Below are 16,971 nucleotides of genomic sequence, written 5' to 3' on the forward strand. Positions count from 1 at the left end.
GTGTCCCGGTCCGATCGGATCGGACCGGACCGGGACACGGTTGTGCTGTCGCGGCCCGATCAGGTCGGGACGCGGTTGCGGTGTCGCGGCCCGATCAGACCGAGACGCCCTGCTTGTGCAGGTAGGAGACCGGGTTGACCGCGGAGCCGTAGTTCGCGGTGGTCCGGATCTCGAAGTGCAGGTGCGGGCCGCTGGAGTTGCCGGTGTTGCCGGAGAGGGCGATCTTCTGGCCCTTCTCCACGGACTGGCCGATGTGCACGTCGACCTGCGAGAGGTGCGCGTACTGCGAGTAGGTGCCGTTGCCGTGCTTGATCACAATGGCGTTGCCGTACGCGGGACCGTCGCCGCCACCGTTCGGGCCGGCCTTCACGACGGTGCCGTTGTGCGCGGCCGCGACCTTGGTGCCGATCGGCACGGCGAAGTCCTGGCCGGAGTGCTTGTGTGCCCAGCGGCTGCCGTCGTTGCCGTAGCTCGCGCTCAGCTCGTACTGGGAGACCGGGGTCACCCAGCTCAGCTTCGCGGCGGCGGCCTTCTCGGCCTCGGCCTTCTTGACAGCCACCTGCTCGGCTACCTTGGCCGCCTTGCCCTGCGCGGCCGCCTGCTGGGCGACCGACTCGGCCGCGCCGGCGTTCACCAGGCTCGCGGCGCCGATGGTCCCCGTCGTGCCGACCGCGAACGCAGCGCCCGCACCGAGAACCATCGACGTCCCCAGACCGGCCGCCACCACAGCGCCACGCACACGGGAGGCGGACGGACGGTGGGAGTGCTTGAACGTAACGCGCTTCGACATAGGCGGAAAACCTCCGAAGATGACTGGACCCGGCATTCGAACCGGGCTGGCCATTCCTTGGTAACCCGCACCCCCGCCAGTACTCAACCCCCCCATCTACGATGAAAAGCCGTAGTCGGAGCCTCGGGAATTCGCCGCGGCAGGTCCCGGATCACCCCTCGCACCCACCACCGAAAGTCTTCGCCGGGACAGGTTTAACCCCAGCTTGAAACCGAACTAATCGGACACAACGCTGCCATTCGGGCACTTCGTCCCGCGTCCCCGAAAGACCCTCCGAATGCGGGGCCAAAGGCCCCTTTCGCGATCAAGCCCTTTTCTCCTAAGGCGCCTAGTAGGCCCCGAAAGGGCTGTGCGCCTTGTCACCGGCCGTGGGACCAAGGGCTGTCCGTTTCGGGACCTTCGGCCCGGGGCCGATCACGGCCCCGGGACCTCGCGCTACACGGCGGACAGGCCGGTCACCTTCTTGGCGTGCAGGGCCACCACCTGCTTGCCCGCTGCCGCCAGGTACCACTGCTGGACGTCGCCGCTGCCGTCGTCGTAGGTCCAGCGCAGCTTCCCGGTGCCTGCGTCGAAGGCATGGATGCCGCCGTGCTCGTCCAGTTCCGTCGCCCCGTAGAGGACGTCGCCCACCTTGGCGAACTGCCAGGGGACGGCGATCTCCAGGAGGCCCACGTGGTGCCAGATCTTCTTCCCGGTCGCGGAGTCGGCCGCCCAGAGGCCGTGAACGCTGTCGGAGGCGTAGAGAACGCCGTCCAGGACCGCCGGATCGTTGAACCGGCCGAACTCCTCGGTCCCGAAGGACCAGTGCTCCTTGCCGTCGGCCAGGTCGTAGGCGCGCATCCGGTCCCCGTTGGCGAGGATGACCAGTCCGTCGTGGACCGCGAAGGAGCGGTTGTTGGACCGGCCGATCTTCTTCGTCCAGGTCTGGCGCCCGGTCGCGGCGTCGCGCACCGTGAGGTTCTCCCGGAAGTCGGTGTAGACGAGACGGCCGCCGGCCACCACCGCGGTGATGCCGTTCTCCTCCGTCCCGTGGTCCCGCTGCTCGCGCCAGACGACCTTGCCCGATGTGGTGTCGATCGCGGCGATCACGTTGTCCGGCGTCCGGAATTCCTTGTCCAGGATCCCCGCGACGACGTAGACGTGGTTGGCGTCCACGGCGATGACCCGGGGCTGGGAGTACTTGTCCCCCAGCCGGCTCCGCCAGGTCTCCCGGCCCGTCGCGGGGTTCAGGCCGACGACGTTCCCGTCGTACTTCGCGCTCGCGAGGTAGAGCGTCCCGTCGCCGATGAGCATGTTGGCGCCGGGGGTGGTGACGTCCTTGCGGGACCACACCTCCTTGCCGGTGGACAGGTCGCGCCCCACCAGCGGGTCGCCCGCCACGACCACCACGTTGCCGGCCACGGCGAGTGCGGTGATCGCGACCAGTCCGTCGTTCGTCGAGGGGACCTGCCACCGGGCCCGGGGTGTGCCGCCCGGCGCGGGCGTGCCGGCCCCTTCCCCGGGCTTGCCCGTCCCCGTCCCCGTCCCTGGGCTCTGTGTGCCGCCGCCACCGCCGGGCGCGTCGTCCTCGGGCCCGTCACTCGCGCACCTCACGCACCTCACGCACCTCGCGCACCTCGCGCACGGAGAAGGGGCTGCCCCGGACCGGTCGAAACCGGTCCGGGGCAGCCCCTTCGATGCGCTCGGGCGCTACGCGCCTGTCACGCTTCCTTCGTCATGTTCGGGCCGGAGCCGCCTGCCGCCTGCTCGATCGGGGGGACGTCGGGCAGAGCCGACTTCTCCTCGCCGCGGAAGGTGAACTTCTTCTCGTCACCCTCGCCCTCGACGCCGACGACCACGATGTGACCGGCACGCAGCTCACCGAAGAGGATCTTCTCGGAGAGGATGTCCTCGATCTCGCGCTGGATCGTCCGGCGCAGCGGCCGGGCGCCCATCACGGGGTCGTAGCCCTTCTTCGCCAGGAGCGACTTCGCTTCCGCGCTGAGCTCGATGCCCATGTCGCGGTCCTTCAGCCGCTCGTCCACCTTGGCGAGCATGAGGTCGACGATCTGGATGATGTCTTCCTCGGTGAGCTGGTGGAAGACGACGGTGTCATCGACACGGTTGAGGAACTCGGGCCGGAAGTGCTGCTTGAGCTCTTCGTTGACCTTGTTCTTCATCCGGTCGTAGTTCGTCTTCACGTCACCCTGGGCGGCGAAGCCCAGGTTGAAGCCCTTGGAGATGTCCCTGGTCCCGAGGTTGGTCGTCATGATGATGACCGTGTTCTTGAAGTCCACGACCCGGCCCTGGGAGTCGGTCAGGCGACCGTCCTCCAGAATCTGGAGCAGGGAATTGAAGATATCGGGGTGGGCCTTCTCGACCTCGTCGAAGAGGACGACGGAGAACGGCTTGCGGCGCACCTTCTCGGTGAGCTGACCGCCCTCTTCGTACCCCACGTACCCGGGGGGCGAGCCGAAGAGACGGGAAACCGTGTGCTTCTCGCTGAACTCCGACATGTCGAGGGCGATCAGCGCGTCCTCGTCACCGAAGAGGAATTCGGCGAGCGTCTTGGAGAGCTCGGTCTTACCGACACCGGACGGACCGGCGAAGATGAACGAGCCGCCGGGACGCTTCGGGTCCTTCAGACCCGCTCGCGTACGACGGATCGCCTGCGAGAGCGCCTTGATGGCGTCCTTCTGACCGATGACGCGCTTGTGGAGCTCGTCCTCCATGCGCAGCAGGCGGGAGGACTCCTCCTCCGTCAGCTTGAAGACCGGAATGCCGGTGGCGGTGGCGAGGACCTCGGCGATGAGCTCGCCGTCGACCTCGGCCACGACGTCCATGTCGCCGGCCTTCCACTCCTTCTCGCGCTTGGTCTTCGCCGCCAGCAGCTGCTTCTCCTTGTCGCGGAGGGAAGCTGCCTTCTCGAAGTCCTGGGAGTCGATGGCCGACTCCTTGTCGCGGCGGACGCCCGCGATCTTCTCGTCGAACTCGCGGAGGTCCGGCGGCGCGGTCATTCGGCGGATGCGCATCCGGGAACCGGCCTCGTCGATCAGGTCGATCGCCTTGTCCGGCAGGAAGCGGTCCGAGATGTAGCGGTCGGCCAGCGTCGCGGCCTGGACCAGCGCCTCGTCCGTGATGGACACGCGGTGGTGAGCCTCGTAGCGGTCGCGCAGACCCTTGAGGATCTCGATGGTGTGCGGGAGCGACGGCTCCGCGACCTGGATGGGCTGGAAGCGGCGCTCGAGAGCGGCGTCCTTCTCCAGGTGCTTGCGGTACTCGTCGAGCGTGGTGGCACCGATGGTCTGGAGCTCGCCTCGCGCCAGCATGGGCTTGAGGATGCTCGCCGCGTCGATCGCGCCCTCGGCGGCACCCGCACCCACCAGGGTGTGGAGCTCGTCGATGAACAGGATGATGTCCCCGCGGGTGCGGATCTCCTTGAGCACCTTCTTCAGGCGCTCCTCGAAGTCACCGCGGTAGCGGGAACCGGCGACCAGCGCACCGAGGTCGAGGGTGTAGAGGTGCTTGTCCTTGAGGGTCTCGGGCACCTCGCCCTTGACGATGGCCTGCGCCAGACCCTCGACGACCGCCGTCTTGCCGACGCCGGGCTCGCCGATGAGGACCGGGTTGTTCTTCGTACGGCGGGACAGCACCTGCATGACCCGCTCGATCTCCTTCTCGCGCCCGATGACCGGGTCGAGCTTGGATTCACGAGCGGCCTGGGTGAGATTCCGGCCGAACTGGTCCAGCACCAGGGACGTGGAGGGCGTGCCCTCCGCGGGGCCGCCCGCGGTGGCCGCCTCCTTGCTGCCCGAGTAGCCGGAGAGCAGCTGGATGACCTGCTGGCGCACCCGGTTCAGGTCGGCGCCCAGCTTCACGAGGACCTGGGCTGCGACGCCCTCGCCCTCGCGGATCAGGCCGAGCAGGATGTGCTCGGTACCGATGTAGTTGTGGCCGAGCTGAAGGGCCTCGCGGAGCGACAGCTCCAGGACCTTCTTGGCTCGGGGAGTGAAGGGGATGTGGCCGGACGGGGCCTGCTGGCCCTGACCGATGATCTCCTCCACCTGCTGGCGGACCGCCTCGAGCGAAATCCCGAGGCTCTCCAGGGCCTTAGCGGCGACACCCTCACCCTCGTGGATCAGGCCCAGGAGGATGTGCTCGGTGCCGATGTAGTTGTGGTTGAGCATCCGGGCTTCTTCCTGAGCCAGGACGACAACCCGCCGCGCGCGGTCGGTGAACCTCTCGAACATCGTTAATCGCTCCTCAGAGCGGTCAGGCAGTAAGGGGTCGATCCCCTCCCTGTCCTTCCGCAGCTTAGTCCCGCAAGCGGGGACCGCTCATTTCAACTGCCGACACCCGTCGATGGCCTCCTGCCCCGAACGCCGACACCTGCTCCAACCCGATGGTGCGAGACGATGTTCCCGCAGGCCAGGCAGATACCCCGATCACCAGTACGCCGATGGCGAACGTGAGACGTCCGGTAGCCGCGTGTCGCCCCTCCCCACTAGGGATGTCTTACCCGCAATTACAGACAGTCCATGCGGGGTACGTGGGTTCCCTCCGCTACGGGCGAACATCTTCGTACTCCTGAATGCGCCCGCACGCCCCCAACCCGAACACACTACGCGCTCCGTCGCGGACTCTGCGTAACCCCGGGGCCGGATCGGGAGTTCTTCCGGCATGGCCCTCACCGTCCCGCCTCCCCGCACGTCACTTCCCGCCGAGCGGGACCGCTGTGCCGAAGGTGAACGGCGAGGCGGCTGCGCCCAGTGGTACGAGCAGGAGCTCGGCTGGGCCACCGCCGGTGTCGCTCCGGTGCGGCTGCTGACCGGGCTGCGGTTCGACGCGCTCGTCGTCCCCGCCGCCGCGGGTCACGCGGCGCTGCGGCGCGTGGGCCGCACGGGGCCCGTGGCGCTCATGGGCCGGCGGATGAGCCTGCTGGTGGCAGCGGGGAGCGCGGATGAGCTTCCCGGGCTGCTCGACTGGCTGGAGTGGGGCCCAGTCACCCTCGCGCTGACCGTTCTCGGCACGGGCGGACGGATCACCGCACCGCCACCGCCGGGCCGGCCGGGCCCGCCGGGGGCCGCCGTATGGCTGCGGCCCCCCTGGCCACTGCGCGAGCAGGAGGGGGAACCGGTGCTCCCGGCCCTCTCCGGCTTCGGGAGCAGGGGTGGGGATGCTCCCGATCTCGTCAGGCTCGTGGACGCCGTAGCGACGGAATGCCACCGGGCCCGACTGATGCGTGCCCGGACGAGGCTGTCCTCCGATGACCCGGCTGCTCAGCCGTTGGCCTTCTCGTAGGCCTCACGGATGTCCGCGGGAACACGGCCGCGGTCATTCACGTTGTGGCCGTTCTCGCGCGCCCACTTACGGATCTCGGCGGTGTCCTTGTTGCCGCCGGGAACCGCACGGCCCTTGCCACGCCCGGAGGCGGCACGGCCACCGGTACGGCGACCGCCCTTGGCGTAAGGCTCGAGCAGCGTACGGAGCTTGTCCGCGTTGCTCGTGGTGAGGTCGATCTCGTACGTCTTGCCATCCAGAGCGAACGTGACGGTCTCGTCCGCCTCGCCGCCGTCGAGGTCGTCAACAAGAAGGACCTGAACCTTCTGTGCCACCGGATTTCCTTTCATCGAAAATGGAGTACGCGGAAAGGAAACCGCTTTTCCCCGGAAAACACAAACCCCCGGGAGAGGTTCAGGAGCGCAACAGGACGGGAAACGTGCGCGATTCGGACATAGGGCTCGGGGTTCTTCCGACGGTCACAGGTGCAGAAGCATCCGGCTGTTGCCCAAGGTGTTCGGCTTCACCCGTTCGAGACCGAGGAACTCCGCGACTCCCTCGTCATAGGAACGCAGCAGCTCGCTGTAGACATCTCCGTCCACCGGCGTCTCTCCGATCTCCACGAAGCCGTGCTTCGCGAAGAAGTCGACTTCGAAGGTGAGACAGAAAACCCGGCGCACGCCCAGCCAGCGGGCGGTCTGCAACAACTTGTCGAGCACTTGGTGACCGACTCCGGCGCCCTTGACGCTGTGATCGACCGCGAGAGTACGCACTTCGGCGAGGTCTTCCCACATCACATGCAGTGCGCCGCAGCCGATGACCCGGGCGTCCGCGTCACGTTCGGCGATCCAGAACTCCTGGATGTCCTCGTAAAGCGTGACCGTCGCTTTGTCCAGCAGGATGCCTTCGCGCACGTAGCCGTCGAGGAGACGCCGGACGGCTGCGACATCGCTCGTCCTCGCACGTCGGACGGTGATGGCTGCGTTTATAACCGACGGTTCGGTCTGGAAATCGGTTTGCGGAAGCTCTGAGGACATACGCCGACGCTATCGCCCGGCCTCCGGCTCCGCCCCATCGGCCGCTTCGACGCCTTCATCGGCACGTTCATCGACGACTTCTTCGACTGGCTCATCGACTGGTTCATCGACCGCTTCACCGGTCGGCGGTACGGCGTCCTTGGGAAGGGGCACAACCATGCGCATGGCGTCCCGGAGAGCCTCACGCTGCTCGGCCGACATCATGCCGAAGAACGCGACCAGCGCGGCAGCCGGGTTGTCACTCGTGGACCAGGCTTCGTTCATCAGTGCGGCCGAGTACGCGGCACGGGTGGAGACCGCCGTATATCGATATGCACGGCCGTCCACTTCCCGGCGCACCCAGCCCTTCTGATGGAGATTGTCCATTACCGTCATGACGGTGGTGTAGGCGATGGACCGTTCCCGCTGAAGATCTTCAAGAACTTCCCGCACGGTGACCGGACGGTTCCATTGCCAGACCCGGGTCATCACGGCGTCTTCCAGCTCTCCCAATTGACGGGGCACAGCGCCACCCTAGTGCTAAATGTCTGGAATGGCCGTTTATTCGCACAACAAAAGGGCGCACGGCTCGCTCGGAGCCGTACGCCCTTCGTACGATGCCGCGCGCAATGCGCGCGGATTTACGGAGTCAGACCGCTTCGGTCCGCGGGGCCTGGTGGGCCGACTCGGCGCGGCTGATCGCCGCATCCACGGCCGCGTCTTCCTTGGCCTTGTTGGGACCGCCCTGGCTCTTGACGATCGTCACGACCAGGCCGATGAAGAAGGCTGCCATCACCACGGGGGGCACGAGCGCGGATACGTAGTCCATGCCGTCCAGAGTAGCGAGGCCGGTACGGACTTCCGCGCACCCCCTCCGCGTCGCGGCGCGCTACCCCGCGGCCCGCTGCTGCGGCGGGGGCGCGGGGCGGCGGCGGGGCGGGAAGACCTCCGAGGGCTTCGGCGCCGGACGTTCGGACGGCGCCGCCGGACGGGCCGGGGCGGCCGGGGCCGCCGGAACCTTCGGCTTCTCGGACTCCGCGGCACGGCCGCCGGGCAGCGCGAGCAGCCTGCTGCGGGGCGCCGGGGTCGTCGCGGAGACGGAGCGCCCGGCCAGCCGGGCGCGCACCGAACTCTCCGCGAGCGCCTGACAGCGCTCCAGGAGCGCCGCGGCGGTCGGCCCACCGCGCAGGGCGCGCAGCGCGGCCAGATCCTCGGGGCGGGGGTCGTACCCGGCGGCCAGGGCGTCCTGGAGGAGCTCCAGATAGCCGCTGAGGGAACCGGGGAGGGCGTCTCGGTAGCGGACGAGGTCGGCGAGGAGGAAGGCGCGCAGCCGTCCGGCCTCGCCGGCCGTCTCGTCCACGGAGCCCGCTAGTCGCAGGCAGTCCTGGACGTCCTCGTCGGGCAGGGGCGCGGGGTGGAGGGCGATGGCGAGGGCACGTCGGAGCACTCGCAGCTCGTCCGCGCTGAACGCCATACCGCCGCGTGATCCGTAGGGCGTGGGCATGACGCGACAATACGTGCTAAATGGACAAAATCCGCTTAACTGGCCGTCGGGCGGCGCGGCGGCTCCGATGAGCCACCGCGCCGTGAGCCGCCGGTCAGGGCCTCGCGGCCGGGCACCGGCTACATGCGCGACACGTTGCGCTCGTACACCAGGCGCAGGCCGATGAGCGTGAGCCAGGGCTCGTGCTCGTCGATGACCGAGGACTCCCCCAGCACCATGGGAGCGAGGCCGCCCGTCGCGATGACGGTGACGTCGTCGGGGTCGGCCGCCAGTTCCTTCTTCATCCGCCCGACGACACCGTCGACCTGGCCGGCGAAGCCGTAGATGATGCCCGCCTGCATGGCCTCCACGGTGTTCTTGCCGATCACGCTGCGCGGCCGGGCCAGCTCGATCTTGCGCAGCTGCGCGCCCTTGACGCCGAGCGCCTCGACCGAGATCTCGATGCCGGGAGAGATGACACCGCCGGTGTACTCGCCCCGGGCGGAGACCGCGTCGAAGGTGGTGGCCGTGCCGAAGTCGACGACGATCGCCGGACCGCCGTACAGGTCGACGGCGGCGACCGCGTTGATGATGCGGTCCGCGCCGACCTCCTTCGGGTTGTCCATGAGGATCGGCACGCCCGTCTTGATGCCGGGCTCGACGAGAACGGCGGGGACGTCGCCGTAGTAGCGGCGGGTCACCTCGCGCAGCTCGTGCAGGACCGCCGGGACGGTCGAGCAGATGGCGATGCCCTCGATGCCGTCGCCCAGCTCCATGCCCAGCAGCGGGTGCATGCCCATCAGCCCCTGGAGCAGCACCGCGAGCTCGTCCGCGGTGCGGCGGGCATCGGTGGAGATCCGCCAGTGCTCGACGATCTCCTCACCGTCGAACAGACCGAGCACGGTGTGGGTGTTTCCGACGTCGATGGTGAGCAGCATCAGGCGTCGGCCCCGTCGGTGTCGCGGAAGTCCAGGCCGATGTCGAGGATCGGCGAGGAGTGGGTGAGCGCGCCGACGGCCAGGTAGTCCACACCGGCCTCGGCGTAGGCGCGGGCGGAGTCGAGCGACAGCCGCCCCGAGGACTCCAGGGCCGCGCGGCCGCCCACGAGCGCAACAGCCTCGGCCGTCTGCGACGGGGTGAAGTTGTCCAGCAGGATCAGATCGGCGCCCGCGTCCAGCACCTCGGTGACCTGGTCCATCGTGTCGACCTCGACCTCGATCGGAACGTCCGGGAACTCGGCCCTGACCCGCTTGAAGGCCTCGGCCACCCCGCCCGCCGCGATGACGTGGTTGTCCTTGACGAGCGCGGCGTCGGACAGCGACATGCGGTGGTTGACCCCGCCGCCGCAGCGCACCGCGTACTTCTCCAGGGCGCGCAGGCCGGGAGTGGTCTTGCGGGTGTCACGGACCTTGGCCTTCGTGCCTTCGAGCACGTCGGCCCAGGCGCGGGTGGCGGTGGCGATGCCGGAGAGCCTGCAGAGCAGGTTGAGCGCGCCGCGCTCGCCGGTGAGCAGGTCACGGGTGCGGGTGGTGACGGTCAGCAGCTTCTGGCCGGCGACGACGCGGTCGCCGTCCTCGACGTGCCGCTCGACCTCGAACTCGGACGTGCAGACGATGGACAGGACGGCCTCCGCGACGTGCAGACCGGCCACCACACCCGCCTCACGGGCGGTGAAGTCGCCGGTGGCCACGGCGTCCGCGGAGACGGTGGCCACGGTCGTGACGTCCACCCCGCCGTCGAGGTCCTCCGCGATGGCGACGTGCGCGACGTCCTCGACCTGTACCGGGTCCAGGCCCGCGTCGGCGAGGATCTGGGCGAGCGTGGGGTCCAGGCCGCACTCCAGCCCGTCCGGGTCGTAGCCGTCGTCCCCGCCGCAGCCGCAGCCGTCGCCGCAGCCGCCCGCGGCAGGTGCGGGCGCGCCGATCTGGATCAGCGGTACGTCCACGGGTGTGGGGCGCGGATTCTCTTCGGGCGTGCTCACGGTTACGGCTCCTCGGGAGTGGGGTGGGTGGTGCTTGCTGCTGCGCAGTCTGCTGCCCCGGACGGGCGTACGGGGCCGAACGCCTCGGTAGCCGTCCGACGGAGGACCAGCGCCTCGGGGGTGAGCCGTACGACGAGGTGGCGGCGCCAGTTCTCGTCGTCGCGCTCGGGCCGGTCCTCGCGCCAGTGGCAGCCGCGGGTCTCCTCGCGGCTGCCGGCGGCCGCGACCAGGACCCGGGAGACCAGGAGCAGGTTGGCGACCTCCCATGCCTCGACGCCGGGCACCACGGCCTTCGGCCCGGCCGTGCCGGACTCCAGGGCCGCACTGCGGTGCAGGTCCTCCAGCTCCTCCGCGGCCGTGGCGAGGCTGTCCGCCGAGCGCAGGACACCGGCGCCGCGGGTCATGATGCGCTGGATCGTGCCCCGGGCCTCGGGGGACGGCAGCGGCGAGGTCACCGGGTGGGCGACGACGGCCTCGGCGCCCGCGTGGGGGCGGTCCGCGACGATGTCGGCCGCGATGCGCTCGGCGAACACCAGTCCTTCGAGGAGCGAGTTGGAGGCCAGCCGGTTGGCGCCGTGCACACCGGTGCACGCGACCTCGCCGCAGGCGTACAGACCGGGCACGGTCGTCCGTCCCCGCAGGTCGGTGCGGATGCCGCCGGAGGCGTAGTGCGCGGCCGGGGCGACCGGGATCGGCTCGTTGACCGGGTCGATGCCGTGGGCCCGGCAGGCCGCCAGGATGGTGGGGAAGCGCCGCTCCCACATCTCGGCGCCGAAGTGGCGGGCGTCGAGGTACATGTGCTCGGTGCCGTTCAGCTGCGCCTGGCGGGTGATGGCCTTGGCGACGATGTCGCGCGGGGCGAGCTCCGCCATCTCGTGCTGCCCGAGCATGAAGCGCGTACCGGACGCGTCGACGAGGTGGGCGCCCTCGCCCCGTACCGCCTCCGACACCAGGGGCTGCTGGCCCTGCGACCCGGCGCCGAGGAAGAGGACCGTGGGGTGGAACTGGACGAACTCGAGGTCGGAGACCTCCGCGCCGGCCCGCAGTGCGAGCGCCACACCGTCGCCGGTGGAGACCGACGGGTTGGTGGTGGCCGAGAAGACCTGGCCCATGCCGCCGGTGGCGAGGACCACCGCGGGGGCGTGGACCGCGCCGACGCCGTCGTGCTGGCCCTCGCCCATGACGTGCAGGGTGACACCGGCCGTACGGCCCTCGGCGTCGGTGAGGAGGTCGAGCACGAGGGCGTTCTCGACGGTGTGCAGGGCTGCCGAGCGGACCGCCTCGACCAGGGCGCGGGAGATCTCCGCACCGGTCGCGTCACCGCCCGCGTGGGCGATGCGGCGGCGGTGGTGGCCGCCCTCGCGGGTCAGCGCGATGGTGCCGTCGTCCGTGGTGTCGAAGTGGGCGCCGGTCCCGATCAGCCGCCGTACGGCGTCGGGGCCCTCGGTGACCAGGGTCCGTACCGCCGCCTCGTCGCACAGGCCCGCGCCCGCGACCAGGGTGTCGTCCAGGTGCTGCTCGGGGGTGTCCCCCTCGCCGAGGGCAGCCGCGATACCGCCCTGTGCCCAGCGGGTCGAGCCGTCGTCCAGGCGGGCCTTGGTGACCACGACGGTGGTGAGGCCCGCGGCGGCGCAGCGCAGCGCGGTGGTGAGGCCGGCCACGCCGGAGCCGACCACCACGACATCGGCGTCGATGGACCAGCCGGGGGCGGGGGCGGTCAGCCGTATTCCGGTCACGTGGTGGCTCCGAAGGTCAGCGGGATGTTGTCGATGAGCCGGGTGGCGCCCACTCGCGCGGCGACGGCGAGCACGGCGTCACCCGCGGTGCGGTCGTCGGGGATCTCGGTGAAGTCCGCCGGGTCCACGAGCGCCACGTAGTCGAGGGCCAGCGGGGGCTGTTCGGCCGCCGCGTCGTCCAGGACCGCGCGGGCGGCGGCGCGCACGGCGGCCGGTCCGCCGTCCGGCCTGGCCCGGGCGACGGCCTGCGCGTCGGCGGCCAGCCGGGCCTCGCCGAGCCGGGTGAGCCCGGCGGCCCGGTCCTCGCTCCCCCCGCCGGCCAGCGCGCGGGCGTGCAGCGCCTGCTGGGCGGCGAGCCGGTCGCGGGCGGCGAACAGGGCCCGGGACAGGGCGAGGGCGGTGTGGCGCTCGTGCGCGTCGAGGAAGCGGTTGCGGCTGGAGAGCGCGAGGCCGTCGGGCTCCCGGGCCGTCTCCACCCCCACGATCTCCACGGGGAAGTTCAGATCGCGCACCATGCGGCGGATCAGCGCGAGCTGCTGGGCGTCCTTCTGCCCGAAGAACGCCAGGTCCGGGCCGGTGAGGTGGAGCAGCTTGGCGACGACGGTGAGCATGCCGTCGAAGTGCCCGGGGCGCGCGGCCCCTTCGAGGCGCTCGCCCATCGGACCGGCCGAGATCCGGACCTGCGGTTCCCCACCGGGGTAGACCTCGTCCACGGACGGGGCGAAGACCGCGTCGGCACCGGCCGCGCCCGCGAGGGCGAGATCGGCGTCGAGCGTGCGGGGGTAGCGGTCGAGGTCCGCGGCCTCCCCGAACTGGAGCGGGTTGACGAAGACGGTGACGACGACCTGGCCGGCCCGGCCGACAACCGCGCGTGCGGTACGGATCAGGGAGGCGTGGCCCTCGTGCAGGGCGCCCATGGTCATCACGACGGCGCGCTCGGGCCGGGGCGCGCCCGGCGCTGCGGGGGCGTACGCCTCCAGTTCGGCGGCGGTGCGGAGCAGGGTGGCGGCGACGGGGTCGGTCATCGGGACTCCTCCGGTCCGGTGCTGCCTGTGCTGCCGGTGCTCCCGGTACGGCCGCCGTCGGCCAGGACGCCGAGCAGGTCCTCGGCGAGTTCCGGCTTGAGCATGCCGTGGGCGAGGGCGCGGTCGGCGGTGGCACGGGCCATCGCGACGTACCCGGCCACCGTCTGCGGGGCGTGGGTGCGCAGCTCGCCGATGTGCGCGGCGACCGTGCCGGCGTCGCCGCGGGCGACCGGGCCGGTCAGGGCGGCGTCACCGGAGCGCAGGGCGTTGTCGAGCGCGGCGCCGAGCAGCGGGCCGAGCATCCGGTCGGGGGCGGCGACCCCCGCCGTGCGCAGCAGCTCCATCGACTGGGCGACCAGGGTGACCAGGTGGTTCGCGCCGAGGGCGAGAGCCGCGTGGTAGAGCGGGCGGGACTCCTCGGCGATCCACTCGGGCTCGCCGCCCATCTCGATGACCAGCGCCTCGGCGGCGAGCCTCAGCTGCTCGGGGGCGGTGACACCGAAGGAGCAGCCGGCCAGCCGCTGGACGTCCACCGAGGTGCCGGTGAACGTCATCGCGGGGTGCAGTGCGAGCGGCAGGGCGCCGGCCCGCAGCGCGGGGTCCAGCACCTTCGTCCCGTACCGCCCCGAGGTGTGCACGATCAGCTGTCCCGGCCGGACCGCGCCGGTCTCGGCAAGGCCTTCGACGAGGCCCGGCAGGGCGTCGTCGGGGACGGTCAGCAGGACCAGCTCGGCACGTGCCAGGACCTCGGCGGGCGTCACCAGGGGGACGTCGGGGAGCAGGGCGGCGGCGCGGCGCACCGAGGCGTCGGAGACGCCCGAGACGGCGACGGGGCGGTGTCCCGCGAGCCGCAGGGCCGCGGCCAGCGCGGGGCCGACACGGCCTGCGCCGACGACGCCGACGGTGAGGCGGGCGGGGCGGTCCCTCGCGTCGAGGGGCTCCTTGGGGGCTGTTTCATTCACGCGGCAGTGGCCTTCCGTTCCAGTCCGCGGGGGGTACCGGACGATTTCTCTGCATGCTACGCCAGCGTTTCGCCCGGCTCCCGTCTGTCCACAGGCTGTGGAAAACTCCGGGCCCCGACGCCCGCGGCACGGGCCGGGCCGGTCCTGGCCGCTCCGACGGGGGCCGGACGGTCGGACGGGCCGGTCGGACGAACCGGCTGAACGAACCGGTCGGACGAACCGGTCGGACCGGGCCTCGGATATCCCGTGGGCGGGAGTCCCGTTCTGCGTGATGATCGTCCCATGGCAGACAAGAACGAACAGGTGCGCGACGAAGCGGCGGGCGAGGCACAGGGAGCGGACGGACACGGAGGCGCGAACGGACACGGGGGCACGGAGGACGACGCCGCGCGGCTCCGCCGGGTCGCCGCGTGGCGGCAGGCCGAGCGGACCCTGTACCGGGCGCCGATGGAGCGCTCGCTCGGCGAACACCTGGCCTCGCTGGCCGCCGACGCCGGCACGCTCACCGATCTCGGACAGCCCGCGGACATCTACGGTGACGGCGTCGTCGCGGAGCTGGAGCAGCGGATCGCCGAGGTGCTGGGCATGGAGGCCGTCGCGTTCTTCCCGACCGGGACGATGGCGCAGCAGGTCGCGCTGCGGTGCTGGGCGGGGCGCACCGGCAGTCCGGTGGTGGCGCTGCATCCGCTCGCCCACCCCGAGGTGCACGAGCGCGGTGCGCTGGGGGCGGTGAGCGGGCTGCGTACCGTGCACCCGACGTCCGGGCCCCGGCTGCCCACGGCGGACGAGGTCCGCGACTTCGACGAGCCGTTCGGCACCCTGATGCTGGAGCTGCCGCTGCGTGACGCGGGCTTCGTCCTGCCCACCTGGGAGGAGCTGGAGGCGGTGGTGGCGGCCGCGCGCGAACGCGACGCGGTGGTCCACTTCGACGGGGCTCGGCTGTGGGAGTGCGCGACGCACTTCGGGCGGGAGCTGCCGGAGATCGCGGCGCTCGCGGACAGTGTGTACGTGTCGTTCTACAAGACCCTCGGCGGGATCTCCGGGGCCGCGCTCGCCGGTCCGGCGTCGCTGATCGAGGAGGCCCGCACCTGGCGGCACCGGTACGGCGGCCAGGTCTTCCAGCAGTTCCCCGCGGCGCTCTTCGCGCTGAGCGGCCTGGAGCGGGAGCTGCCGAAGCTGCCGTCGTACGTGGCGCAGGCGCGGCTGGTGGCCGCGGCGCTGGCCGAGGGGTTCGCGGAGGCCGGTGCCGGGTGGTTCCGGGTACATCCCGAGCCGCCGCACACCCACCAGTTCCAGGTGTGGCTGCCCTACTCGCCCGACGTTCTGTCGGAGGCCTCGGTGCGGCTGGCGGAGGAGACGGGCGTGGTGCTCTTCCGTAAGTGGCACCCGGCGTCCGCCGGACCTCCCGGGCTCTCCTTCACGGAGGTCACGGTGACGGAAGCGGGGCTGGAGTGGACGGCGGCGGACGTGAAGGCGGCGTTGGGCGCGTTCCTGAAGCGGGTGGCTCAGCAGGAGTGAGGCGTGCCCGGCGCCCCGATTGACGCCAACCGTCAATCGGGGACCGGCCCGCCCCGCTCACCCCGCACCATGGAGGGGTGAGCGTGACCATCGACATCGCGGGGCTGGACCCCGGACGCATCGTCTTCGAGACCTCCCCCCTCGCGGAGCTGGGGCTCGCCCTGCACGCGCTCTCCGAGCCGGGGCACCACCCGGGTCTGCACGGCTGGGCGACGGCCACCACGACGGCGCTGGAGCCGGACCTCGCCGACCGGCTGCACGAGGCGGAGTTCCTGTGGCGGAACACCTTCTCGGACATCTTCATGGCGTTCGCGGGGGTCCGCGGCGGCAACGGCAGGACGGGCGCCGACCTCGCGGAGGACCTGGACATCCTCGACCGGCTGGACGACGAGCGCTTCGTCGCCGCGGCCCTGGAGTTCACCTGCACCGGTCTGTACGGGGCGGGCGCGCCCTCGCCCCTCGTCGACGCCGGAATGCGCGCCCGCGCCCTGGACATGGCGGCGGCGCGCGGCCCTCAGCAGGCGGAGTTCGCCAAGCAGCTGCTGACCGACCCCGCCTCCGTACGCCGCTGGATCCGGCGCCTCTTCGAGGACTGCGACCAGGCGTTCTTCGCGGACACCTGGCAGCGGGTGCGGGTCCAGCTGGCGGCCGACGCCCGGCACAAGACGGATCTGCTGCGGCGCAAGGGGATCGGCGAGGCGATGGGCGCGGTGTCCACCGCGGTGTCGCTCGACGCGGCCGGGGACCGGATCCGCATCGACAAACTGACCGAGGGCTCGACCGACGCCGCCGCCCCGGCCGTCGGCGCCGGGCTCACGCTCATCCCGACCAGCTTCGGCTGGCCGCATCTGACGGTGCTGCACGCGCCGGGCTGGCGTCCGGTGATCCACTACCCCGTGCACCGGGCCGAGCTGCCCTCCCCCGCCTCCGTCGAGCTGCTTCAGCTGCGGATGGAGGCGCTGGCCCACCCGATGCGGATGCGGCTGTGCCGCAACATCGCCCGTTCCCCGTACACGACCGGGGAACTCGCCGACACGCACGGCATCACGTCCCCCGAGGTCTCCCGCCATCTCACGGTGCTGAAGAGGGCCGGCCTGATCACGACCCGGCGCCGCGGCCGGTACGTGCTGCACCAGCTGGACGTGACCGTCGTGGCGCGGCTCGGCAGCGACTTCCTGGAGGGCATCCTGCGCTGACCGCC

16 protein-coding genes are annotated in these 16,971 nt (G+C 71.1%); 3 read left to right on the plus strand and 13 right to left on the minus strand.

The genetic code is table 11. The features are described from left to right. Positions 1 to 94 precede the first annotated feature (94 nt). From FHX80_RS11935 to FHX80_RS11945, 3 genes are all read right to left on the minus strand, one after another. Positions 95 to 790 carry a M23 family metallopeptidase gene (locus tag FHX80_RS11935; protein WP_145764188.1) on the minus strand — a complete coding sequence of 232 codons (696 nt, stop codon included), beginning with the start codon at positions 788 to 790 and terminating at the stop codon, positions 95 to 97. Positions 791 to 1,225: 435 nt separating this feature from the next. Further along, the gene (locus tag FHX80_RS11940) at positions 1,226 to 2,383 is read right to left on the minus strand and encodes an outer membrane protein assembly factor BamB family protein (protein ID WP_244318229.1); all 1,158 of its coding nucleotides are present in this window, start codon (positions 2,381 to 2,383) and stop codon (positions 1,226 to 1,228) included. Positions 2,384 to 2,490: 107 nt separating this feature from the next. Then, positions 2,491 to 5,019 (minus strand): ATP-dependent Clp protease ATP-binding subunit, encoded by a 2,529-nt coding sequence (locus FHX80_RS11945; RefSeq protein WP_145764190.1) that lies wholly within the window; start codon positions 5,017 to 5,019, stop codon positions 2,491 to 2,493. A gap of 430 nt (positions 5,020 to 5,449) precedes the next feature. Here FHX80_RS11945 and FHX80_RS11955 point away from each other — a divergent pair, with 430 nt between their 5' ends. Continuing rightward, positions 5,450 to 6,070: an SCO3374 family protein gene (locus FHX80_RS11955; RefSeq protein WP_145764191.1), complete on the plus strand. Its 621-nt coding sequence runs from the start codon at positions 5,450 to 5,452 to the stop codon at positions 6,068 to 6,070. Here FHX80_RS11955 and FHX80_RS11960 read toward each other — a convergent pair. The 10 genes from FHX80_RS11960 to FHX80_RS12005 form a co-directional block, all read right to left on the minus strand. After that, positions 6,049 to 6,384 (minus strand): histone-like nucleoid-structuring protein Lsr2, encoded by a 336-nt coding sequence (locus FHX80_RS11960; protein WP_024494064.1) that lies wholly within the window; start codon positions 6,382 to 6,384, stop codon positions 6,049 to 6,051. The genes FHX80_RS11955 and FHX80_RS11960 overlap by 22 nt on opposite strands. 144 nt (positions 6,385 to 6,528) lie before the next feature. Next, positions 6,529 to 7,086: an amino-acid N-acetyltransferase gene (locus FHX80_RS11965; protein ID WP_145764192.1), complete on the minus strand. Its 558-nt coding sequence runs from the start codon at positions 7,084 to 7,086 to the stop codon at positions 6,529 to 6,531. Between the two features lie 9 nt (positions 7,087 to 7,095). Beyond that, positions 7,096 to 7,590, minus strand: coding sequence for a BlaI/MecI/CopY family transcriptional regulator (locus FHX80_RS11970; protein ID WP_145764193.1), 495 nt, complete (start codon positions 7,588 to 7,590; stop codon positions 7,096 to 7,098). Between the two features lie 124 nt (positions 7,591 to 7,714). Next, positions 7,715 to 7,894 (minus strand): hypothetical protein, encoded by a 180-nt coding sequence (locus FHX80_RS11975; protein ID WP_123460042.1) that lies wholly within the window; start codon positions 7,892 to 7,894, stop codon positions 7,715 to 7,717. A 60-nt stretch (positions 7,895 to 7,954) separates the two neighbouring features. Then, positions 7,955 to 8,539: a hypothetical protein gene (locus FHX80_RS11980; protein ID WP_145767237.1), complete on the minus strand. Its 585-nt coding sequence runs from the start codon at positions 8,537 to 8,539 to the stop codon at positions 7,955 to 7,957. A 149-nt stretch (positions 8,540 to 8,688) separates the two neighbouring features. Then, entirely contained in the window at positions 8,689 to 9,486 is a 798-nt protein-coding gene (locus FHX80_RS11985) for a type III pantothenate kinase (RefSeq protein WP_145764194.1), read from the minus strand. Continuing rightward, positions 9,486 to 10,529, minus strand: coding sequence for a carboxylating nicotinate-nucleotide diphosphorylase (nadC, locus tag FHX80_RS11990; RefSeq protein WP_145764195.1), 1,044 nt, complete (start codon positions 10,527 to 10,529; stop codon positions 9,486 to 9,488). The genes FHX80_RS11985 and nadC overlap by 1 nt, the downstream gene beginning before the upstream one ends. 2 nt (positions 10,530 to 10,531) lie before the next feature. Further along, a complete protein-coding gene (locus FHX80_RS11995) occupies positions 10,532 to 12,265 on the minus strand; it encodes an L-aspartate oxidase (protein WP_145764196.1) in 1,734 nt (577 codons plus the stop codon). Continuing rightward, complete coding sequence (gene panC, locus FHX80_RS12000) at positions 12,262 to 13,290, minus strand: pantoate--beta-alanine ligase (RefSeq protein ID WP_145764197.1); 1,029 nt, start codon at positions 13,288 to 13,290, stop codon at positions 12,262 to 12,264. The genes FHX80_RS11995 and panC overlap by 4 nt, the downstream gene beginning before the upstream one ends. Next, complete coding sequence (locus FHX80_RS12005) at positions 13,287 to 14,252, minus strand: Rossmann-like and DUF2520 domain-containing protein (protein WP_145764198.1); 966 nt, start codon at positions 14,250 to 14,252, stop codon at positions 13,287 to 13,289. Before FHX80_RS12005 ends, panC begins: the two co-directional genes overlap by 4 nt. Before the next feature lie 282 nt (positions 14,253 to 14,534). Between FHX80_RS12005 and FHX80_RS12010 the strand changes: the two genes are divergently transcribed. Beyond that, the gene (locus FHX80_RS12010) at positions 14,535 to 15,770 is read left to right on the plus strand and encodes a threonine aldolase family protein (protein ID WP_145764199.1); all 1,236 of its coding nucleotides are present in this window, start codon (positions 14,535 to 14,537) and stop codon (positions 15,768 to 15,770) included. Between the two features lie 83 nt (positions 15,771 to 15,853). Then, on the plus strand, positions 15,854 to 16,966 hold the full coding sequence (locus FHX80_RS12015; RefSeq protein ID WP_145767238.1) for a DUF5937 family protein: 1,113 nt from the start codon (positions 15,854 to 15,856) through the stop codon (positions 16,964 to 16,966). The last annotated feature ends 5 nt before the right edge of the window (positions 16,967 to 16,971 follow it).

The organism is Streptomyces brevispora, from assembly GCF_007829885.1.
Lineage (GTDB): Bacteria > Actinomycetota > Actinomycetes > Streptomycetales > Streptomycetaceae > Streptomyces > Streptomyces brevispora.